Source organism: Novosphingobium profundi (assembly GCF_020524485.1).
GTDB lineage: Bacteria > Pseudomonadota > Alphaproteobacteria > Sphingomonadales > Sphingomonadaceae > Novosphingobium > Novosphingobium profundi_A.
In genome coordinates this window covers 437,868-459,464 of sequence record NZ_JAIVLF010000005.1, presented here as the reverse complement: position 1 = coordinate 459,464, position 21,597 = coordinate 437,868, and the positions used below count along the sequence as shown (strand labels likewise).

The following is a 21,597-nucleotide window of genomic DNA, read 5'->3' as shown; positions in this document are numbered from 1 at the left end:
GGGCGGACCGAACATGGCCCGCACGGCTCCCCTTCACACAGATCGGGCGAAGGGGAGGGACGCGCATCACGGGAAGACCAGGTCGAGATTGCGCCAGTCCTTCGCCGCCGAGGCGCAGTTGCTGGCCCAGTCGGGCGAATAGTTGACGTGGTCGGGCACCTGCACGGGCCAGAAACAGCTGACGTAGCAGTCGTAGATGTCGCGCTCGACCGGCTGGCACAGGCCTGCCGTGCCGCCGCCCGCATCGACTTCCCAGCCCGGCGAGAAGGCCAGCGTGCAGCCCATCGGCACGTGGGGCTGCTGGGTCTTCTGCTGGAGCGCGACGACGTCGTCCTCGCCCAGCGGGTCGGGCGCGGCATCTAGCGTGGTTTCGGGGACAGGGGAGGCCAGATCGTCGATCCTCTGGGCCTTCCGGTTGATCGGCTTCAGGTGCTTCATGCGTTGGCCTTCCGCGTTGCGAAACGTTCGAGAAATCCGGGGTTCTGCGCCGCGACCGCGCCGTAGACACGCAGGCACGTGTCGGTCCATTCGCGGATCCAGTCGCAGTAGTGCAGATTGGCGTGGCCGGTGTCGCCGTAGCGCACGAAGGCCTCGTGGTGGCAGCCGCCCGCGCACAGGGGCCGGGCCCAGCAGCTCTGGCATTCGTACTTGGCGCTGACGTGTCCGCGCGAGAGGAAGTCCTCGCGTTTTTCCGCATCAATGCCGCTTTCGATGTTGCCCAGCGTGTGGGTGTCGGCGTCGGTGAAGCGGTGGCAGGGCGACAGGTCGCCCGAGGGGCTGACACCCAGCAGGCCAAGTCCCGCGCCGCACGGGTGCGACTTGTTCACGCCCTGCATCAGCTCGGCAATGGTCTCCGAGACGTTGGAAAAGCCGTGCATGCGGTTCTCCAGCGCGTAGTCCAGCCATTCGTCAGCCAGCGCGTGAAAGTCCGCCAAGACCTTGCTCATTCCATCGCCGTTGATGGCGTAGTCCTGCTCGCCCGAATTGGTGACCGGCGCGAAGCCGACTTCGTGAAAGCCCAGCTCGTCCTTGAGGTGGCGGTAGATGCGAAGGACATCGGTGACGCCTTCGCTCAGTGTCACGCGCGCGGTGATGGCGCGCGTGCGGTGGCGGGCGATGAGCTTCTTCAGGCGCGGCTCGATGACCTCGTAGGAGCCCTTGCCACTGCGGTAGATGCGGCGATGGTCCTGGAGGTCCGCCGGGCCATCGATGCTGACCGTAACACCCACGTCGTTGTCGGCGAGAAACTCGATGATCGGGTCCGAAAGCAGCGTTGCGTTGGTGGTGAGGCTGTAGGTGATCCCGCGCCCTTGCGCGGCCGCGGCGTCATTGGCGTAGAGGACGACTTCGCGCAGCAGCTTGAAGTTCATTAGCGTTTCACCACCGAAGAAAGTGACGTGCACGATCTCGCGGCTGCCCGACTGGGACAGCAGGAAGTCGATCGAGGACTTCGCCGTCTCCAGCGTCATGAACTTGGGCTTGCCCTGTGGCGTCGCGATCTTGTCCGCACCGAACTCGTAGCAGTAGGTGCAGGCAAGGTTGCACTGGTTGGTGATGTTGAGCACCAGCGCCTGGAGCGGGAAGTCAGCCGGAGGGGCGGTCGGCTGCGGATCGAGCGCGGGCGCGATCCGGTCCGAGACAATGCCGCGCACGAACAGCAGTTCGCGGATCAGCTCTTCGGCATCGCCGTGCGCGTACCCATGGGCGACGAGCGCGGAGACGATCTCGCCGTGCGCCATCTCGCCTTCGCGCAGTTCGTCGAGCACCGCGCGGGCGCCGTCGTCGAGCGCGAAGATCGCGCCTGCGCCGACAAGGTAGACGTAAGGCTGGTCGGCGGCTTCGAACTCGTGCAGCTCGCCCAGGCGATAGCGCGCGGTGCGAAAGTCGGCGGCAGGGGTCGTCATCGTGTTCATTCGGACACCTCCGGCTGGTCCCAGCGCTTGTAGGTGGGAACGGTGGTGACGAGGTAGGAACGGCCGACAAGCGGCTTGCCGTCCTTGCCCGCGAAGTTCTTCGCGGTCGCAACGACCCAGACCTCGCCGTAATTGTTGCGGCCGAAGCGGCGTTCGGGGTTGGGGCCTTCGACGTTGGGCGTGAAGAGACCCGAAGCCGCGTCGAGCGAGCCCACGAACTTCGTATCGTTGTCATAGGTCGTGGTGATGAACTCGCCCAGCGACCAGGTCGCCTCGATGGGCATGATCGCGAAGTCGTCCTTCGTGCCTTCCTTGCCGTCCGGGCCGTTGGAATAGCCCCAGGCGGCGAACTGCTCGAAGCCCTTGGCGTACTTGATGCCGCCAAGGTGCGCGAGTGCGGTGTCGGGGGTGACCTTTACGTAGTCGACACTGGCATAGACCGGCAGGGCTTTTTGCAGCACCGCGCTGCCGACCGTCACGTCGCGCGGACCGGGTACGGCATTTGCGGCGATGTCGAGCGTGACGACCGCTTCGCCCGGTGTGACCGAGACGAGCTTCGCCACCTTGGTGCCGCTGCCGAAGTCGATGTCTCCTGCCGCGAGATCGGCGGGAAGGTTCGCGCCATAGATGTGGACTTCGGCGCCCTTGGTGCCGGTCTTGAGCGCGTCGAGCGAGATCGCGGCCAGTACCGGCGCTCCGCTCTCACGGCGCAGCGTCACGTCGTAGCCGAACTCGTGGTATTCGCCCCAGTACCAGCGGCCCATGGCCATGGTTTGGTCAGGCGCAAACCACAGCGTCTCGCGCAGCTTGCTGTCGAGGTCGTCCGGGGCGGCGGAAGGGGCGGCGCCGAGTGACGAGCCGCGCCACGAGAAACCGCCGTAGATGAGCGATGCCCCCTTGCGGGTATGGACTGAACCGTCCTTGAGCGAGCGCAGCACGGTCGAGGTGATGTACTCGTCCGATCCGGGTTCGCGTGGGGCAATGGTCATTTCGCCCACGAAACGGCCGTGGCCCCGCATCTCGGCCGAGACCAGCCATTTGCCGCCCAGCTTCGGAGCGCGAATGCGCGGGCGCCAGGCGGACCATTCCGGGGTGTGCAACGGGGCGTTCTCGGACAGCCACTTGAGCGCGGCGATCGCCTGCTTCTCGGGCTTCGCGCCTTCGCCATCACCCGCGCCGCCGTTTTCGTCATAGCCGCCGCCAACCGGCGTCTCGTAGATGAACTCTGCGGTCGAGTAGAGCGCGCGGTGCATGTTTTCCAGCAGGCCCCATTCGCGCTTGGATCGGCGCGAGGACATCGGCTGGGCAAAGGCATGGCAGCTCGCGCAGGTCTGGCGCAGCGTGTCGTTGGGGATGATGGTCTCGTCCTGGATGCGCTTTTCGGCGAGATACATCACCGGCTTGGCTTCCTCGGGGGCAAGGCCATGGTAGGTCGAGAGGTACTTCACCACTTCGCGCGCTTCGCCCGGTTCGATCTCGAGGCCGTTCAGCTTGACCATGCGCTTGATGGTCTGCGCCCAGCCTTCGGGCGTCGCGCGGATCCAGGAGATGCGCGAGAGATTGCCGTCCGCGTCGGGCGCGTGGCAGGTGCCGCACTTCTGCATGGTAAGGCTGTCGGTGACCGGAATGCCGGCTTCGGTTTCATCCCAGCCGGCCGGGTCGCTGGTGAAATCGTCCTCACCCCCGGCCTGCGCGACGACCACGCTGGTCGAAAGGGCGCCTGCGGCCAGCAGCGCGGCGACGGGCAGACGGTGCCAGCTGCGGGTGGATGGGCCCGTGGCGGCAAGTACGCTGTCCGCTTCAACATCGGATGTGACTTGGGGCGTGCGCGCAAGGGCGTCGCCGCGATTCTTTCGCGAAAGGCGCATTATTTGAAAATACCCCCCTGATTACACGCGCAATTCGGTGATTCCGCGCTTGGGCAGTAGAAAACTGGACAATCATCAAGAGTTGGTCAAGGCGCTTTTTCGTGTCGCCGCATTTTTGTGTCGGGGCAGCGCTGGGATCGGGCTTCGTTGCCTTCGCAAAGGGCCGTAAAAGCGCCAGATCTTGCGCAATACCTGACGCCTTCAAGCCATCACGCAGATGCAGCATGGGGGGCTCAGGCGGCCTGGCGTTCCTCGTAATAGAGCTCCGCCGGGAGGACTTGCGGTACGGGGCGGCGCTGCCAGGCGATGAAGGCGCTGCAGGCCAGGATCGTTGCGAGCGCGGCAGCCTCGAGAGGGCCGTTGCGGCTGTCGCCCATCGCGGCCAGCGATCCCAGCGCGGGGCCCGCGATCATGCCCAGGGTCTGCATCGAGGAGACGAAGCGCAGCGCGCGGGTGGAGGTGCACGAAGCCGCGGCAAGCCCGGAGCAGCGAATGACGCTGGCCGTCGCGCCGATGTTGAAGAGGACGATGGTTGCAATGAACAGCTCCGGCTGGCCCGGGCGCGCGCCCAGCATGGGGGCCAGCAGCGCTGCCCCGCACAGGAGCGCGGTCAGGGCAGGGGGCACCACGATCCGCTCGCGAAGAACGGCGAGGGCGGTCACGGCTCCGGCGAGCGAACCCAGGCTGACTGCGGTTCCAAGCGTGTCATTGCCCAGCCCGGCGCCGAGCGCGAGCGCCCCGGTCAGCGACCACACAATCATGTTGGCGCAGACAAAGGCGAAGATGGCGCCCGCGATCAGCAGTGTGCGGGGCGTGATCGCGCGCGCGGTGGCGCTGGTGTTCCTGGCCTCAAAGCGGGGGGCGATGTCCCATTCGGCACGCTGGCCCAGCGCATCGCGGCAGGTGGCAAGGATAAGCAGAATGGTGAAGGGGGCGAGGGCAAGCAGTTCGAGAGCCGCGGGCGCGCCGCGCTGGTCGGCGAGGCTGGGCAGAGCGGCGGCCACCACCATCGAAAGCAGCAGTTGGACAAGCAGCGCGGCGGCAAAGGCACCGGTCGGGCGATGGCGCGCGGCGTGGGCCATGGCCTGCGTGTAGATGAGCCCCATCGCCGCGCCGTGGGCGGCGCGTAAGGCCAGGAGCGCAGGGAAGTCGGCAATCGCGCCGGTCGCCAGGGCGGCGACCATGGCGGCCAGCGCGGCGGCGGCAAAACTCCATGAGGGCAGGCGTGCACCCGCAAAGAGGCTCAGCAGCGAGCCGAGGGCGAGGCCCGCCTGGGCGGCGGCCACGACCCAGCCATGAAGTTCCGGCGAGAGAGCATGGGCCTCGCTCAGCAGGGCGAGGAAGACCGGGTCGATGCCCGGTTGCAGGATCGCGAGCGCGGCGACGCCGATGGCCGGTGCAATGCCGCGAAATCCGGAACCGAAAACCTCCACGAGCCCCCCTGATGTGCACGAGTGCATGCACGCCCCCACGTGCATGTCCCATCAGGTCATCGCTCTCCCCGTCCGGCGAATTCGCGAAGTCCTCTTCGTCAGAAATCGATCGCCTTGGTCATCTCGGCAATGTCACCGGGTTTCAGGGTCTTTGCAAGATGAATAAAGGTCTCGACACTGAGCGCCATTATCTGGGGCATCTTGGCACGCCAGGGCTTCTCGTAGCCCAGGAACGGCGTGGTGCCTTCCATCGAGGCGCTGATGAAGAGGGCGAGGGTGTGGACCTCCTCGTCCTCGAGCGCGGGGTTGAGCACGCGGATCTGCTCGCCGATCTGGACGTGGACGTCGCTGTAGAAGGCCTCGATGCGCTCGGCGATGAACGCGCTCTGGTTGGCGAGCGACCACAGTTCGGTGAAAAGGCGGGTGGTGCGCTTGGAGCAGATGTCCTCCAGGCACATCAGGATCACGCGGCGCAGGCGCTCCTCGGCCGAGATGTCGGCAAGGCGCACATCGTCGTCGAGCTTGGTCTGGTAGCTCTCCATCATGTCGTCGAGCATGACCTTCACCAGCAATTCCTTGCGAGGGAAATGGTAGCTGACGTTGCCGACCTTGAGGCCGCACTCGGCGCCGATCCGGCGGATCGAAAAGGCGGTTGCGCCCTCGTCGATGATCACACGCAGCGCGGCCTTGATGATGGTGTCGACCGTGTCCGCACCGCGCGCGTAGACGCCGGGGCGCTGGTGCTCGGAGCCTGTGTCCTTGGGATTCTCGTTGGTTGCCGCTTTGCGGGGCATGGCGATTCTCCCTTGCCGTGTTGCCCGTCGATCCTCTTCCCTCGGTCCGCGTGTACCCGAGAAGGTGAAACGGGGCCGGAGGGGCGCCCTAGGCCCCTTTGCTGCGCACGTAAATACAGTGTCTTGCCCGTCCTGCGGGTGAGAGCGCTCTCAGCGTGCGGGAGGTTCGGGGTAGATCGCCTCGATCGGGCCGAGCGCCTCTTGGAGGGGCGCGAGCCAGGGGGCGTAGTGGGTCCAGGCGTCGAGCCCTGTGGTGAAGATGGGTTGGCGTACCTGCTCGGAACTGGCCGTACGCACCGCGCGCGCGTTGGTGTGGAAGTGGAGGCAGGCTTCCTCGAAAGGAAGATCGAGGTAGGTGAGCAAGCGGCGGATCTCAGCCTCGGTGGAGCGCACCATATCCTCGTAGATCACGCGGTGAACAGCGCCCGGCGCGGCGGCATCGTAGGCGGCCATCAACCCCACGTAGTCGCGGTAGTAGCGCGCGATCTCGGCGAGGTCATAGGTGAAGGTCTGCCCGCGCGCGAAGTGCTGTTTCCAGCCTGAGAAGCAGCACGACATCGGGTGGCGTCGCGCATCCACGATCTTCGCGTTGGGCAGGATCGTGCGGATAAGGCCAACGTGCTGCCAGTTGTTGGGCATCTTGTCGATGAAGAGCGGCGCATCGCTCTTGCGGTGGACGCGCGTGCCTTCAAGATATTCTTCGCCCAGGCGCACGCGGTCGCGCGCCGTCAGGCTTTCGATCATGGTCTTGAAATCGGCAAACTCACCCTCGTCGACGCGCGCCTGCAGGCGGCTGGCGATGATCATCATGTCGGGCAGTTCGAGCGTGCCTTCGACCTGGCTGTGGCTGGAGAGGATCTGTTCGACCAGCGTCGAGCCTGACCGTGGCAGTCCCACCACGAAGATCGGGTCGGGCGCCGGGCATCCGCCGTCGCCCAGCGTGGCGAGGAAGGGGGCGGTAAAGGTCTGCGCCGTGGCGGTCGCTTCCGCGGAAAAGGCTTCCGGATCGTGGGGTACGCGGGCGCGGCGCAGGCGGTTGCCTTCATCGTAATGGCGAAACGAGGCGGCGTAGTCCTTGGCATCTTCCAGCGCCTTGCCGAGCGCGAAGTGCAGGTGGAAGCGGTCTTCGGCCTGCTCGTCGCCGTCCTCGGGCAAGGTTGCCAGAGCGGCCTCCATCGCGGCGATGTCCTCGGCCCCGAGCCGGGCGGTCTTGAGGTTGGCGAGGCTCCACCAGGCCTCACCCATCGAGGGCTGGCGGGCGACAGCCTCGCGGTAGGCGGCGATGGCCTCGGCCTGTTTGCCCAGGGTCTTGAGAACATGGCCCAGGTTCTGCCAGAGCTGGGGCTGGTCGGCCTTGAGATCGAGCAGCGCGCGGTAAAGGTCGCAGGCGCGCTCGTGTTCGCCCAGGCGCACCAGCACCGAAGCGAGGAGCAGGCGATGCGCCGGGTTCTCAAGCGGGGATTCGACCAGAATCTCGGCTTCGCGGCGCGCGTCGTCCAGGCGGTTGGTCTGGAGTAGCAGGCGGATGCGGAAATCGCGGGCAAGGTCGAAGCCCGGCGCGCGTTCGAGTGCGCGTCCGGAATAGTCGAGCGCCTCGCTCATGTCGCCCCGGCGCCAGTGCAGTTCGCCCAGCAAGCGCAGCGAGGGGGCATCCTCGCCGCCCCGCGCCGCACGGGCTTCCAGCAGGGCAATGCCCTCGTCCAGCCGTCCCTCGTTCATGGCGAGGGCCGCGTCGACCAGTTCGGGATCGCCCGCCGAGGCGTGGACGCCCGAGATGTCCGCGCGCCAGGCGTCCTGGGCCCTTCCGGCCTTGCGCAGTTCGCTGGCGAGGAGGAACCAGCCGTGGCTGATGCCGGGCTGCAGCGCGGTCAGGCGTTCGAGCGCGGAGATGGCCGTCGCGCTCGCGTTCGCGGCGAGCGCGGTCTGGGCCAGATCCCAGAGTACGGCCGGTACCCTGGTGTCACGGCGTGCGAGCGTTTCGAGCCGGGACAACGCCTCTTGCGTGCGGCCAAGCTGGCGCAGCGCCTGGCAGGCAAGCAGTTCGGCTGGGCCAAGGCCGGGCGTGGTCTGCAGCAGGTTCTCGGCTTCGGCCAGAGCCCGGGCGGGCGCGCTGCTGATAAGCGCGGCGATGCGGGGCAGAGCGCGTGCGGGCGAAACGGGACGGGCGGCCTCAGTCGTCGATCCGGTCATGGTCTGGCGGTCTATGTCCTTTCTGCGAGAGGCAGGCCCGATTGCCAAAGGCGTCGCGGCGCGGGTGAAGTTGCGCGGCTGCGAACATTTTTACGTGTGCACATGCACATCTTCAGGATCATCATTTCCCCGGCTTCGGCAAGCACGAAATAAAGCTCCAAAATTCGTACCGATAGGCGCTTGACAGGATCGGGTCGTGTCGGTTTACTCAATCTAGGACAGGCGTTCAAGTTTGTGCAATAGCGAACGCGTCCGGACGAATTTTTCAATACGAGTTCTTTGTAGGTGCAAGTTGCACCTGCGAACCCGAGGGCGACTTCGGGGCAGGAGGTGTGCGTCTGCAAGGGCCAGCAAAAGGTCGCGGGCGCACTATTCGTGAAAATGGGGGGACCCGCGCCAAGCGGGCAGTCTTCTTGGGGGAGGAGACGCACGAATTTCAGGGAAATAGGGGGACTCCAACAGTATGAGTATTCGTACCCGTGTGCGCCGGTGGAACGCCGTGTGCCTTCTTTCCACGACCGCGATCGTCGCGCCGCTCGCAGGAGCCGGAACGGCCTACGCCGAGGACGACGTGCCGGCGGCGGCCGCCGAGGCACCCGCGCCGGCCCCCGAGGCCGCGCCCCAGGCGCAGTCCTCGCTCGGCGATATCGTCGTGACCGCGACGCGCACTTCGGAGAGCGTCCAGAAGGTGCCGATCTCGATCCAGGCGCTGGGCGAGGCAAAGCTGGAGGCGCGCCAGATCAACGGCCTTTCGGATTTTGCCAACCTGCTTCCCTCGGTCACCATCGCCGGGCTTGGGCCGGGCCGTCAGACCCCGTATTTCCGCGGCATCGTGCCCGCAGGTGGCGCCTATGCCTCGGTCGGCTACTATCTCGATGACATTCCCATCGCGGGCACCGACCTTCCCGACATCCACGTCTATGATATCGAGCGCATCGAGGCGCTTTCAGGGCCGCAGGGCACGCTCTATGGCGCGGGCTCGCTCGCGGGCACGATCCGCTTCATTTCGAAGAAGCCCGAAATTGGCGAGTTCGAGTGGGGCTACAACGCCGAGCTCAACAAGTACGGCTCGGGCGATTTTGGCCAGCAGATCGAGGGCTACGTGAACATTCCGGTGAGCGACACGCTCGCCGTGCGCGCGATGGGCTACTATCGCCATGATGGCGGTTTCATCGACAATGTCGCCAACAATGGCCTCAACAACGTGGGCGATTCGCTTGCGCTGGAGCTGGGCGACCTCAACCCGGCCACAAGCTATACGCTCGACAATGGCGACATTGCCGAGAACGACTACAACCCGATCTACGAAGTGGGCGGGCGCCTCCAGCTTCTGTGGGAGCCGGCACCGGGCTGGGAAATCCGCCCCGAAGTCACCGCGCAGCGCCAGATCGCCTATGGCTATTTCGGCTACGATCCGCGCGTGGGCGATCTGGAAGTCCACGACTACGACCTCACCCGCCAGAACGACAAGTGGTACCAGGCGCAGCTCGCGATCCATGGCCACATCGGGGACTGGGACGTGGTCTCGGCAACCGGGTACTTCAACCGCAAGGTGAACCTGCGCAACGACTACACCTACTACACCGTCACCTACGACAGCTTCGGCCCGGGTTACGAAAGCTACCTGCAGTTCTGGGATCCGGCGAGCTGTTCGGGCGCGGGTGCGGACATGGCTTGCACCGGGCTTATCAACCCGCAGCAGTATTATAAGGGCCTGACGCGCGACAAGCAGTTCACCCAGGAACTGCGCGTGACCACCCCGTCGAGCTGGCCCTTCGATGTCACCTTCGGCGGCTTCTACCAGTCGCGCAAGGAGCAGACGAACGACCAGTACGCGACCCACGGGCTCGCCGACATGATGGGCTACACCCAGGCCGGTGGCGGCGACGTCGCGGGCGGCTTGCTCGGTGTTCCGGGCATGTACGGCATCGCCTGGGACGATGATGGCACGCCGTTCTTCGACACCAGCGACGTCATCAATCCCAACGGCGATCCGATGGGCACGATGATCCTGGGCTCGCGCGCGGTGAAGTACGATGCCTTCTACCTTTCGGAACGCAACAACGACTGGAAGGACAAGGCGCTCTTCGCCGAAGGGCACTACGACATCACGCCGACCCTCAAGGTCACGGGTGGCATCCGCTTCTTCTGGACCAGCTTCAAGTCGGAAGGCTTCAGCGGCGTTGCGGCCTCGGCGGCAGGCGCGGGCTGTTCGGTGCCGTTCCCGATGGAGCGCCTCTCGTGCATCAACGCCAACGGTTCGTACAAGGAATCGGGTGAGACCCACAAGATCGCGCTCGACTGGCAGATCGATACCGACAAGATGGTCTACGCCACCTACTCCACCGGCTTTCGTCCCGGCGGCTACAACCGAGCCCTGCGCGTGAACGGGGTAGGTTTGGTGACGGTGCAGCCCTACGATTCCGAAACGCTCTCCAACTACGAAATCGGCTTCAAGACGACCTGGGGCAACATTTTCCGCTTCAACGCGGCAGTCTACTACGAAACCTGGGACAACATTCAGTACAGCGTCGTCGTGTCGGGCACGCAGGGCGCCGGCATGACCGGCAATGCCGGCAAGGCCGAGGTGAAGGGCATCGAATACGATGCCGATCTGAAGCTGGGCGATGTCACGATCTCGTCGTCGGGCGCGTTCAACGATGCCAAGCTGAAGGGCAACTTCTGCAACTTCGCGCTCGATCCGGTGGCCATGTCGATCTCGCAGCTTTCAAGCTGTACCGCCGGGGCTTATGTGCCCGATTCCTATCCGCCCACGCCGCAGGTCGCGGCCGCGGACGGCACCCGCCTGCCGCGCCAGCCCCGCTTCAAGGGGACGACATCGGTGCGTTACGACACGTTCCTGGGCGGGATGGATGCCTACCTGATGGGCTCGGCCAACTACCAGACCGGCGCTACGCAGGACCTCAACGTCGCGAACAACGCGCTGCTCGGTAACACGCCCGGCTTCGTCTCGTTCGACTTCTCGGCGGGCCTCAAGCGCGATGGCTGGACGCTCGACCTGTTCATCCAGAACGCCTTCGACAAGCGCGGGCAGCTGACCAAGAACACCTTCTGTTCGATTACCTTCTGCTCGGGCTCGTCGCGCACCTTCGCGATCAAGCCGCAGTTCTTCGGCCTGCGCTGGGGGCAGAAGTTCTGAACCATCCGTCTCTGACGACCTGAACGGCTCCCTCCTGTGGTCTTGCACCCCGGGAGGGAGCCATTTTTTCAGGGGCTTGAAAGAAAATTGATCGAGGGCGGGGGAGTCTCTAGAGGCCCAGGGGCTGCGCACCTGCGTTGGGGCGTTGTCTCGCGCGAAACGATTGCGTATTCCTTTTGGCCGGGTTGGACGACAGGTACGCGCCGCCGCTGCGATGGACGGCCACGAAGCCGACAGAATTATCAGGGGAAAGACCATGAAGCTTGAGATCAACGGCGAGATGCGCGAGCTCGACGCCGAGCCCGAAATGCCGCTGCTGTGGGCACTTCGCGACGTGCTGGGCATGACCGGCACCAAGTACGGCTGCGGTATTGCGCAGTGCGGCGCCTGTTCGGTGCTGGTCGATGGCGTCGTTACCCGTTCGTGCGTGACGCCGGTCGGCAGCCTTGAAGGCAGCAAGGTCTCCACCATCGAGGCGATGGAACAGGACGCGGTGGGCCAGAAGGTCGTCGAGGCCTGGGTCAAGCACCAGGTCCCTCAGTGCGGCTACTGCCAGTCGGGCCAGGTCATGGCGGCGGTCTCGCTGCTCAAGGAAAATGCGGCGCCGAGCGAAGAGGACGTGCGCGCCTCGATGCAGAACCTGTGCCGCTGCGGCACCTACAACGCCATTCACGCCGCGCTGAGCGACCTTGCCGGACAGGAGAACGCATGATGGCCCGCATCTTCCTCGATGGTCCCGCGAACGGCAGCGGCGATGAGCGCTTCGCTGCGCCCGCAAAGCCTGTAAACCTTTCCCGCCGCCGCTTCCTTCTGGGCAGCGCAGGCGTCGCCACGGGCGCGCTCGTCCTGGGCTTCGGGATCCCCGTCGGTCCGGCGCGCGCGCAGGGCCCGGCCGCGCCTGCGCCCAAGGCGCTCGACGTGCCCGCGTTCCTGGAAATCCGCCCCGACAACACGGTGCGCTTCCTCAGCCCCTTCATGGAAGGCGGGCAGGGGGCCTTCACCGCGATGGCGCAGATCGTGGGCGAGGAACTCGACATGGACCCGGCTGTCTTCGAGGTGGAAGCCGCCCCTGCGGGCAAGGTCTTCCAGGTCATGTTCGGTGGCACCATGCGCATCACCGGCGGCTCGATGTCGGTGCGCACCAGCTATGACACGATGCGCCGTCTGGGCGCCTCGGCCCGCGCGATGCTGGTCAGTGCGGCTGCGCAGCGCCTGGGCGTCGGCGCCGACACGCTCACGACCGAGCCGGGCAAGGTGATCCACGCCGCCTCGGGCCGCTCACTCAGCTACGGCGAACTGGCCGAGGGCGCGCTTGACATGGGTGTGCCCGAAGCGGGACGTATTTCGCTGAAGGATCCCAAGGACTTCCGCTGGATCGGCAAGCCCGTCGCGCGCATCGACATGCACGCCAAGTCGACGGGCCAGGCGATGTACGCCATCGACAGCCAGGTCGAGAACATGCTTCAGGCCGCGGTGCAGCACGCGCCGCGTCTGGGCCTCCAGCCTGGCGCCATCCGCAACGAAGCGGCAGTAAAGGCGATGCCGGGCGTTCACTCGGTGCACACGCTCGATGGCGCGGTGGCCGTGGTTGCCCCGTACTGGTGGCACGCACGCCAGGCCGTCGATGCGCTCGATGTCGACTGGCAGGATCCGGGTGAGAGCGAGGACGTGCGCTACATGCCCGCCGATTTCGCGACCGATGCCTTCACGCAGCACCTCTCCAGCCAGACCGGGCGCGGCGAGGAAGCCGAGACCGCGGGCGACAGCGCAGCCGCCTTTGCCTCGGCGGCCAAGGTCGTGGAAGGCGAATTTACCAGCCAGTACCTTCACCACGCCCAGCTGGAGCCGCCCTCGACGCTCGCGCGTTTCAATGACGACGGCAGCCTGGACCTGTGGATGCCCAACCAGGGGCCCGAGATCTTCCAGGCGGCAATTGCTGCCAAGACCGGCCTCGCGCCCGAGAAGATCAACATTCACAGCCCCTTGCTGGGCGGCTTCTTCGGGCGCCACTTCCAGTACACCTGGGGCAATCCCTATCCCCACGCCATCGCGCTCGCCAAGGCGACGGGGCGTCCGGTCAAGGTGATCTGGAGCCGCGAGGAGGAGTTCCTGCGCGATCCGATGCGCCCGATGGCGGTCGTCAAGTTCAAGGGCGCGCTCGATGCCGATGGCTGGCCGGTCGGTCTGGACGTTGTCAGCGTGTGCGAGGGCCCGGGTGAAGGCATTGCCAACAAGCGCGGTGAGAAGCTCGACGAATCCGCGCTGGAGGGCATTACCGCCAAGTCCTACGCGATCCCCAACCGGCGCATCGCGCAGCTTTTCGTCAAGAACCCGACCACGCTCGCCTACTGGCGCTCGGTCGGCAACTCGATGAACGACTTCTTTTACGAGAGCTTCCTCGACGAAATGGCCGATGCTGGCGGCAAGGATCCCTACGCGCTGCGCCTGAAACTGCTGGAGGGCAACGAGCGCCTGACGACGCTCCTCAACGCGGCGGTCGAACTTTCGGGCGGCTGGAAGCGCGGGCCCTTCACGGCAGCCGATGGCACGCGCCGCGCGCGCGGTATCGCCATGGCCTCGCCCTTCGGATCGGAAGCGGCGGCGGTTGCCGAAGTTTCCATCCAGGACGGGCAGGTCGTGGTCCATGACGTGTGGGAAGCCATCGATCCGGGCAGCATCGTCAACCCGGCCATCGTCGAGGCGCAGGTCAATTCGGCCGTGGCCTTGGGCCTGTCGCAGGTCCTTGTCGAAGGGGCCGAATACGAGGCCGGGATGCCGGTCGCGCGCAATTTCGATGTCTACCAGATCCTGCGCCCCGAACAGATGGCCAAGGTCCACGTGAAGATCGTCGAAAGCGGCGCGGAGATGGGTGGTATCGGGGAGCCGCCGCTGCCCGCGATCCCGCCCGCCGTCGCCAACGCGGTTTCGGTCCTCACCGGCAAGCGCGTGCGCGTGATGCCGCTCTCGAAAGAAAGCTTCGAGGCGTAAGGCGGGAAGACAGCAAGACAGCAAGAATAAGGGTCCGAGGGCCATCGCCCTCGGGCTCCCCAAACTGGCGACCTCACCTTGCATGCGCCCGGGTGGCTGAGATTGGTGAGGTCTCCCGTTATGGGGTCAAGGGGTAATAACTCCTTGAATCAAATTCTTGCTGATTCTTCACTGCAGGGCTTACCCAACTTTTTGAACATCGCGCGACAAGTCTTGCCCTGACTGCGCGGCTAGTCTGCCCGTAACACAGACCGCATTTTCAAGGAGCAAGGATCAGCGCATGGCCACCAATCCGTCCGCGTCGATGGAGGCAATTCCTCCGGTTACCACCGCGGCTGCCTGGCGCGGCGATGAACTGGTGAAGTCGGGGGAGTGGATCTACCTTCTCTCCGATGCGCAGGTCCTCGAACTGGAGCAGCTGGGCAAGCGCTTCCTGGATGAAAACCCGGACCTTCGCACCGTGCAGGCCTCGGACTATCCGCTCGTCGCCTGTGCGGATGCGGTGAAGGAATGGGGCGCGGACGTCGACTACGGGCGCGGGTTCGTGCTCGTGCGCGGTCTTCGCACCTATCTCTATTCCGACGCGTTCTCTGCGGCGATCTATTATATCCTCGGCCTGCATATGGGCGATCCGATCCGCCAGAACGAGATGGGCGATCTCATCGACCATGTCTACGCGACCTCAGACAAGACGATGGACGATCCGACCGCCCTTTCGGCCAAGGTGCGCGACAAGCTGGTGTACCACTCGGACAGCTCGGACATCGTTTCGCTGATGTGCCTGCGCCCGGCCAAGGAAGGGGGCGCCTCGTGCCTCGTCTCGGGCGCGCAGATCTACAACGAGATCCTGAAGCGGCGTCCCGATCTGGCCCCGCTGCTCCTGGAGCCTTTCCACTGGGACTGGCGCAAGCAGGATCACAGCGCGCCGGCCGACACGTATACATCGCCCATTGTCAGCCTCGTGGACGGCGTGTTCTCGATGTACGCGGGCTCGCTCTACATCCTGACCGCGCAGGAGTATGAGGGCGTGCCCAAGCTGACGCCGGAGCAGATCGAGGTGCTCGAACTCTTCGACACGATCACCTACGAAGAGGGCATGGCCATCGAGATGGATTTCCGCCCCGGCGACATCCAGTGGCTCTCCAACTACGCGGCGCTTCACGCGCGCACGACGTTCTGGGACTATCCCGAACCGCAGCGCCGCCGCCACCTGCTGCGCCTGTGGCTGAGCCGCGATGCCGGGCGTCCGGTCGTTGACGGGTTCGGCAAGAACGGCGTCGTCCAGGTCCGCTCGGCCCCGCGCGACGGCGCGCCCGAGCATCCCGAAGCCCATTTCGACATTTACGGCATGTCCGTCCCGCGCGTCATCGAATGAGCGCGGGGTAAAGAGGTCCCAACTGCAAGGGCGCCGTTCCTCAAGGAGCGGCGCCCTTCGTCATTTCCAGGACCTGTGCGGAAGGCTTTACGTCGGCGAAGTTGAGCCGAAGGTTGAGAAGCGCGGCGTCCTGCTCGGCATCGGTGACGGCCGAGCAGGCATCGGCGACAACCAGCACCTTGTAGCCGCGCATGTTGGCTTCGCGCGCGGTCGAATCCACGCAGACATTGGTGAGTGTGCCCACCAAGACCACCATCTCGATCCCGCGCCGCGCCAGGGCCCGGGCAAGCCCGCCATCGGGGCACGAGAAGGCCCCGTAGCGATACTTGTCGAGAAGGGCGTCGCCCTCGTGAAAGTCCATCGCGGGATGCAGCGCGTGGGAGGAACTGCCGGGCCGCAGGGCCTCGACCGCACGGGCGACCTCGGGATCGGTGAGATTGTACTGCCAACTGGGCATGGCCAGTGGCGCGCGGTCGCTGACGGTCTGGCGCGTCCAGATCACCGGCGCGCGGAGGGCTCTAAAGGCGGCGCAGAGCGTGTTGATCGCCGGGATCGTGGCGCGCGAACTGGCCTTACCGAAAACCTCGCCGTCGCCCACGAACGCGCTTTGCATGTCGATGACGACAAGCGCGGTCGCGCCCGGTTCGAGCGCGTCGAAGCGGTTGAGGCCTTGGCCGCGCGCGACGGCCCAGTCGGGCAGGTGGAACGGATGCATCAGGCCTTGGCGAAGGCGATGGAGCGCGCGAGCGTTTCCCAGGTCTGCATGTCTTGCGCGACGCGGGCGTGCTGGTCGCTCGCGTAATGCAGCGCATCCTCGCCCAGAAGCAGATGCAGCGGCGGCTCTGGGGCATCGAGCGCTTCCAGGATCGCTTGCGCAGCGCGTGCGGGATCGCCTGCTTCCGTGCCCGCATTCTCGGTCAGCGAGCGGCGGGCGAAGTGGGCGACCTCGTCGTATTCGGCAATGTCGCGCGCGGCGATGGTGAGGCTGCCGCTTGCAAACTCGGTGCGCATGCCGCCCGGTGCGACGTTGGTGACGCCGATGTTCATGGGAGCGACCTCCTGGGCAAGCGTCTGCCCGATGCATTCAAGAGCGTACTTGCTGGCTCCGTAGATGCCGGTTCCGGCCCAGGGCGCGTGGCCGCTGACCGAGGTCACGTTGACGATGTGGCCGCGCTTTTGCGCGCGCATCGCAGGCAGCACGGCGCGGATCATGCGCAGGGCGCCGAAGACATTGATTTCGAAGAGCGCGCGGGCCTCTTCGATGGAGACTTCCTCGATTGCCCCGACAAGGCCGTATCCGGCGTTGTTGACCAGCCGGTCGATGCCGCCGGTGAGGATCTGCGCGCGCGCGACGGCCGCTTCGACCGAGGCTTCGTCGGCGAGATTGACCTGGACGATGTGCATGCGCTCGGGTGCGAGGGCGGTCAGCTCTGCATCCTCCCGCTTGCGGGTAAGGCCCACGACCGTGTCCCCGCGCGCGAGGGCGGCTTTTGCCAGTTCGCGGCCAAGCCCGCCGCCGATGCCCGTGATAAGCCAGTTCGTCATGTCTGAGGTCTCCTTGTTGGCGCTGAGACTAGGTAGTGGCCCTGTGCATCCTCTTTGCGCTGGCGCCCGCAAATCTTGTGCGAGGGCGCACCGCCCGTGCCCACGCTTGACCAGCGCGCGCAACCCATGCTGCACCAGTCGGGCTGCAATGCCATTCGCGGCATTTTCGGCAAGGTTTTTTGGGTAACGGGACGGGGCGCGCACTTGGCTGTTCACATCGTCGGTTCGATCAACATTGATATCATCACCTCGCTCCAGCGCCTGCCGCTGCCGGGCGAAACGGTTCTGGCCGAAGCCACCGCCCGCCTGCCGGGGGGCAAGGGCGCCAACCAGGGCGTGGCCGCGGCCCGCATGGGGGCGCAGGTCCACTTCGTGGGCGCGGTCGGCGAGGACGACTCGGGCAAATGGATGGTCCAGCGTCTGGCCATGGAAGGCATCGACGTCGCGGGTATTCGCACGCTTCCCGGCGAGGCGACCGGCACCGCCTACATCGCGGTCGATGCGCTGGGCGAGAACCAGATCATCGTCGTCTCGGGTGCCAATGCGCGGCTGGAAGGCTGCGCGCCGGTGGAGAGCGGGGTGCTGCTCTCGCAGCTCGAGGTGCCGGTCCCGGCGCTCGCCTCGCTTCTGGCCGAGAGTCGGGCGCTGCGGATCCTCAACACCGCGCCCGCCCTGGTCGAGGCCAAGGCGCTGTTCGCGCACGTTGATATCCTTGTCCTTAACCGTCCCGAACTCGACGTCTACGCGCCAGCCGCGCAGGTCAGCGCGCCGTTGCCGGGCGAGGACGTCGAGATGGCGGCGCTGGCGACACGCACGCGCACGCTGTTCTGCCGCGAGGATCAGGCCGCGATCGTGACGCTGGGCGCGGCAGGCGCCTTGATCGTGCGCCAGGGGAGCCTTGTCCATGTGCCCTCGATCCCGGTGCAGCCGGTCGACACGGTGGGCGCGGGCGACTGTTTCTGCGGGGCGCTGGCCGCGCTGCTTGACGAGGGGCGCACGCTCGAACAGGCGGTTCCCTTCGCCTGCGCGGCGGCGGCGCTCTCCACGCTTTCGCATGGGGCCGCGCCCTCGATGCCCTCGCGCGCGGTGGTTTCCGACCTGCTTTCCGAACCGGCAACAGAACATGCGCTGCCAATCAAGAACCGGTCGGCCGCCATCCTACCTTGATGGGGCGAGACACGAGAGAGACGATGGGACAAAGTGATGGCTGAACTGCAACCGACCCAATTCGGCGTGCCTTCCGATACGGGCGGCAAGGATCTCGGGATTTTCCTGCCGATCGCCAACGGCGGCTGGATCATCTCGAAGAACAAGCCCGAGATCGACGGCTCCTACGATTACTGCCGCCAATGCGGTGTACTGGCCGAGGAGGCCGGGTTCGACTTCATCATGGCGATGGCCAAGTACCGCGGCTACGGCGGTGAGACGCACCACTGGGACAGTTCGCTCGATTCGGTGATGACCATTGCCGGTCTTGCCGAGGCGACCAGCCGGGTGAAGACCTGGGGCACGGTTCATACCCTGCTCCAGAACCCGGGCGTTGTTGCCAAGATGATCGCAACGCTCGACCAGATTTCGGGCGGACGCGCCGGGCTCAACGTCGTCACCGGCTCCTACAAGGGCGAGTTCTCGCAGATGGGGGCCTGGCCCGAAGGCGTGGACCACGACGCGCGCTACGATCTCGCCAAGGAATGGGTCACTGCGATCAAGCGCCTGTGGGCCGAGAATTCGGTCACGATGGACGGCACCTACGTCAAGCTTGAGGACTGCCAGTCCTGGCCCAAGCCGCAGAAGCGCCCATTTCTCGTGTGCGCAGGCTCGTCCAAGAAGGGCATGCGCTTCACCTCCGAGGAGATGGACGCGATCTTCCTGTCGGGCGGCGATGCCGAGCAACTGGCGCAGGCCAGCAAGGACGCCAAGGAGGATGCCGCCAGCATCGGGCGTTTCGTGCGCACCTATTCGATGATGACCATCGTGCTGGGCGAAACCGACGAGGAGGCGCAGGCCAAGGCGAAGCACTACGCCGACGGGTTCGACGAAGGCGCGCTGGAAGGCATGATGCGCGCCTACGGGTTCCTCGATAATGAAATCGGCAAGGAAAACGACTTCACCCGCAAGGCGCGCTCCAGCTTCATGTCGGCGCACATCGCGGGCTCCTCCGAGACAGTTGCAGCGCAGCTGACCGAGCTGTTCGAGGTGGCCGGGACCGATGGCCTGATGCTGATCTTCGACGACTACGTCACCGGGATACCCAAGTTCGGCAAGGAAGTCCTGCCTGTCCTGCGAGAGCGCTTCCCGGGCAAGATCGCGGTCGGCTCGAATGCCTGAAGTGGCCGATCTGCCCCACGTTGCGGGCCCTGATCTTGCAGGCATGATCGATCCGGCAAAGACGGCGCTCGTCGTCGTCGACATCCAGGTCGATTTTGCCTCGCCCGAAGGCGTAGCAGGCACGTTCTGCAGCGACTTCGCGCCGATCGCGACGACCATTGATCGGATCGAGGATCTGATCGCGGATATGCGCCGTGCAGGCGGCACGGTTGCCTTCATGCGCGTGGTGACGCGCCCGGAAACCGACAGCGATGCGCTCAAGACCCTGATGGTCCGGCGCGGGATGCCGGGCGGTGAGGCGATCTGCCGGGCCGAGGGCGGCGGGGCGGACTATTACCGCGTGGCCCCGCAAGCGGGGGACATCGAGATCGAAAAGCTGCTCTTCGACAGCTTTCACGGAACCGATCTCGATGCGCAGCTGCGCGCCCGCGGCATCGACACGCTGCTGATGAGCGGCATGACTACCGAGTGCTGCGTCGACAGCACCGCGCGTACGGCCTTTCATAAGGGCTACAACGTGTTCCTCGTGAGCGATGCCTGCGTGGCTTACGAGGAGCATCTGCACGCCAGTACGCTCGACGTGCTGGCGCAGAACATCGGTCTTCTGACCACGAGCGCGGCCGTGCACGAGGCGCTGGCCTGATGCGCGGCGGGCCGGGCCTTGCACAGCGGCACGCCCGGCCAGCCTCCCGAGACATTTTCAGGAAAGGTGCTTGCCGATGACCCCGCGAGATCCCTCCGCCGTAGCGGGACGCACACCTGTCCTGTTCGCCTGCACGCTGGGCAATGCGGTCAGCGTGACGCCTGCGGTTCACGCCGTCTTCGGCCTGTTTCTGGTGCCCTTGTCCGAGACCTTCGGATGGTCGCGCGCGAGCATTTCGGGCGTGCTCGGCATTCTCGCGGTCGTGGGTGCGGTCAGTTACCCGATCATCGGGCGCCATGTCGACGCGCACGGCGCGCGCCGTACCCTGCTGACGGGTGTGGTCGGACTGGCTCTCTCCATCGCCGCGCTGGCGCTGACGAGCGGCAGTCTGATCCAGTTCTACGCGACCTTTGCCGTACTCTCGGTCTTCAGCGCGATGGCCGGGACGCCGATCTACCAGAAGGTGGTGGCCGACTGGTTCGAAAGCAACCGGGGCACGGCGCTGGGCATCAGCGCGGGCGGAGGCTGCGGGATCGGATCGGTCATCATGCCGGTGCTGGCCGCCGTTCTCGTCGGCGCTTGGGGCTGGCGCGCAGGGTATCTGGGGATCGCCGCCTTCGTCCTGCTACTGGCCTTCCCGCTCCTCGTACTGTTCCTGCGCGACCGGGTTGCAAGCGCGAGCGCGGCGCAGGAAGAGGCCCCGCGCGAAGGTCTGACGCTGGCCGAGGCTGCCAGGCTTCCCGCATTCTGGCTGGTTCTTCTGGCGGTTGCCGCAGGGGCTGGTGGGACGACCGCGATCTTCAGCCACGTCGTGCCGATCCTGGGGGACCGGGGCGTTTCTGTCGCGACGGGCACTGCGGTGGTCAGCGTCTTTGCGCTCGCGACCTCGGGCTGGCAAGTCGTGACCGGGCGGGTCATGGACAAGATCCAGACCCCGCGTGTCGCGGTGCCGATGTACGGCCTTGCCATCGGCGGCCTCGCGCTCCTGGAATTCGGGGTGGGAACTCCGGTGCTGCTCTTCGCCGGATTGCTGCTGGGCGTGGGCATGGGGGCGCAGTACGGAGCGCTCCCCTATTACATCGCGCGCTATTTCGGGGTGCGCCACTTCGGCTCGATCATCGGGGCCATGTACTCGGCGGTGATCGCCGCACAGGGCATCACCCCGATCCTGCTCGACCTCGTCTTTGATAACGTCCATTCCTATCGCCCGGCGCTCCTGGGTGTAGGTGCGGCGCTTGCGGGCGGCGCGGTGCTGCTCCTGCTGCTGCCGCGCTATGGCGAAGTAGAGGGCACTTCCCCGGACGCCATGCCCGTGCCATCCCACTGACGCCTTACCTCCGGCAACACCTTACAAGACAAG

Annotated in this window: 16 protein-coding genes; 8 read left to right on the top strand and 8 right to left on the bottom strand. The window is 65.8% G+C overall.

Annotated features, from left to right (window positions below; all coding sequences use genetic code 11):
- Window positions 1-66: 66 nt before the first annotated feature.
- From qhpC to LC060_RS15915, 6 genes are all read right to left on the bottom strand, one after another.
- Window positions 67-438, bottom strand: coding sequence for a quinohemoprotein amine dehydrogenase subunit gamma (gene qhpC, locus LC060_RS15940; RefSeq protein ID WP_226637225.1), 372 nt, complete (start codon window positions 436-438; stop codon window positions 67-69).
- Entirely contained in the window at window positions 435-1,913 is a 1,479-nt protein-coding gene (gene peaB, locus LC060_RS15935) for a quinohemoprotein amine dehydrogenase maturation protein (protein ID WP_226637224.1), read from the bottom strand. Before peaB ends, qhpC begins: the two co-directional genes overlap by 4 nt.
- Window positions 1,910-3,781 carry a quinohemoprotein amine dehydrogenase subunit alpha gene (gene peaA, locus LC060_RS15930; protein WP_226637223.1) on the bottom strand — a complete coding sequence of 624 codons (1,872 nt, stop codon included), beginning with the start codon at window positions 3,779-3,781 and terminating at the stop codon, window positions 1,910-1,912. Before peaA ends, peaB begins: the two co-directional genes overlap by 4 nt.
- Before the next feature lie 233 nt (window positions 3,782-4,014).
- Complete coding sequence (locus LC060_RS15925; RefSeq protein WP_226637221.1) at window positions 4,015-5,214, bottom strand: MFS transporter; 1,200 nt, start codon at window positions 5,212-5,214, stop codon at window positions 4,015-4,017.
- A gap of 98 nt (window positions 5,215-5,312) precedes the next feature.
- Window positions 5,313-6,008: a TetR/AcrR family transcriptional regulator gene (locus tag LC060_RS15920; protein ID WP_226637220.1), complete on the bottom strand. Its 696-nt coding sequence runs from the start codon at window positions 6,006-6,008 to the stop codon at window positions 5,313-5,315.
- Between the two features lie 150 nt (window positions 6,009-6,158).
- Window positions 6,159-8,198: a tetratricopeptide repeat-containing sulfotransferase family protein gene (locus LC060_RS15915; RefSeq protein WP_226637218.1), complete on the bottom strand. Its 2,040-nt coding sequence runs from the start codon at window positions 8,196-8,198 to the stop codon at window positions 6,159-6,161.
- Between the two features lie 463 nt (window positions 8,199-8,661).
- Here LC060_RS15915 and LC060_RS15910 point away from each other — a divergent pair, with 463 nt between their 5' ends.
- The 4 genes from LC060_RS15910 to LC060_RS15895 all read left to right on the top strand — a co-directional run bounded on the left by LC060_RS15910 (window position 8,662) and on the right by LC060_RS15895 (window position 15,721).
- Window positions 8,662-11,358: a TonB-dependent receptor gene (locus LC060_RS15910; protein ID WP_226637217.1), complete on the top strand. Its 2,697-nt coding sequence runs from the start codon at window positions 8,662-8,664 to the stop codon at window positions 11,356-11,358.
- A 256-nt stretch (window positions 11,359-11,614) separates the two neighbouring features.
- Window positions 11,615-12,070 (top strand): (2Fe-2S)-binding protein, encoded by a 456-nt coding sequence (locus LC060_RS15905; protein ID WP_226637211.1) that lies wholly within the window; start codon window positions 11,615-11,617, stop codon window positions 12,068-12,070.
- The gene (locus LC060_RS15900; protein ID WP_226637210.1) at window positions 12,067-14,346 is read left to right on the top strand and encodes a xanthine dehydrogenase family protein molybdopterin-binding subunit; all 2,280 of its coding nucleotides are present in this window, start codon (window positions 12,067-12,069) and stop codon (window positions 14,344-14,346) included. The genes LC060_RS15905 and LC060_RS15900 overlap by 4 nt, the downstream gene beginning before the upstream one ends.
- A 280-nt stretch (window positions 14,347-14,626) precedes the next feature.
- On the top strand, window positions 14,627-15,721 hold the full coding sequence (locus LC060_RS15895; RefSeq protein WP_226637209.1) for a TauD/TfdA family dioxygenase: 1,095 nt from the start codon (window positions 14,627-14,629) through the stop codon (window positions 15,719-15,721).
- 40 nt (window positions 15,722-15,761) lie between these two features.
- Here the strand turns inward: LC060_RS15895 and LC060_RS15890 are convergent, their stop codons facing one another.
- Both LC060_RS15890 and LC060_RS15885 read right to left on the bottom strand, forming a co-directional pair.
- Window positions 15,762-16,436 (bottom strand): cysteine hydrolase family protein, encoded by a 675-nt coding sequence (locus tag LC060_RS15890; protein ID WP_226637208.1) that lies wholly within the window; start codon window positions 16,434-16,436, stop codon window positions 15,762-15,764.
- Window positions 16,436-17,266, bottom strand: a complete 831-nt coding sequence (locus tag LC060_RS15885; RefSeq protein WP_226637204.1) for an oxidoreductase — start codon at window positions 17,264-17,266, stop codon at window positions 16,436-16,438. The genes LC060_RS15890 and LC060_RS15885 overlap by 1 nt, the downstream gene beginning before the upstream one ends.
- Window positions 17,267-17,362: 96 nt before the next feature.
- Between LC060_RS15885 and LC060_RS15880 the strand changes: the two genes are divergently transcribed.
- The 4 genes from LC060_RS15880 to LC060_RS15865 all read left to right on the top strand — a co-directional run bounded on the left by LC060_RS15880 (window position 17,363) and on the right by LC060_RS15865 (window position 21,564).
- Window positions 17,363-18,433 carry a ribokinase gene (locus LC060_RS15880; protein WP_226637202.1) on the top strand — a complete coding sequence of 357 codons (1,071 nt, stop codon included), beginning with the start codon at window positions 17,363-17,365 and terminating at the stop codon, window positions 18,431-18,433.
- Window positions 18,434-18,469: 36 nt separating this feature from the next.
- A complete protein-coding gene (locus LC060_RS15875; protein WP_226637200.1) occupies window positions 18,470-19,594 on the top strand; it encodes an LLM class flavin-dependent oxidoreductase in 1,125 nt (374 codons plus the stop codon).
- Entirely contained in the window at window positions 19,587-20,237 is a 651-nt protein-coding gene (locus LC060_RS15870; RefSeq protein WP_226637198.1) for a cysteine hydrolase family protein, read from the top strand. Before LC060_RS15875 ends, LC060_RS15870 begins: the two co-directional genes overlap by 8 nt.
- A 76-nt stretch (window positions 20,238-20,313) precedes the next feature.
- Window positions 20,314-21,564 (top strand): MFS transporter, encoded by a 1,251-nt coding sequence (locus tag LC060_RS15865; protein WP_226637196.1) that lies wholly within the window; start codon window positions 20,314-20,316, stop codon window positions 21,562-21,564.
- Window positions 21,565-21,597: the final 33 nt, after the last annotated feature.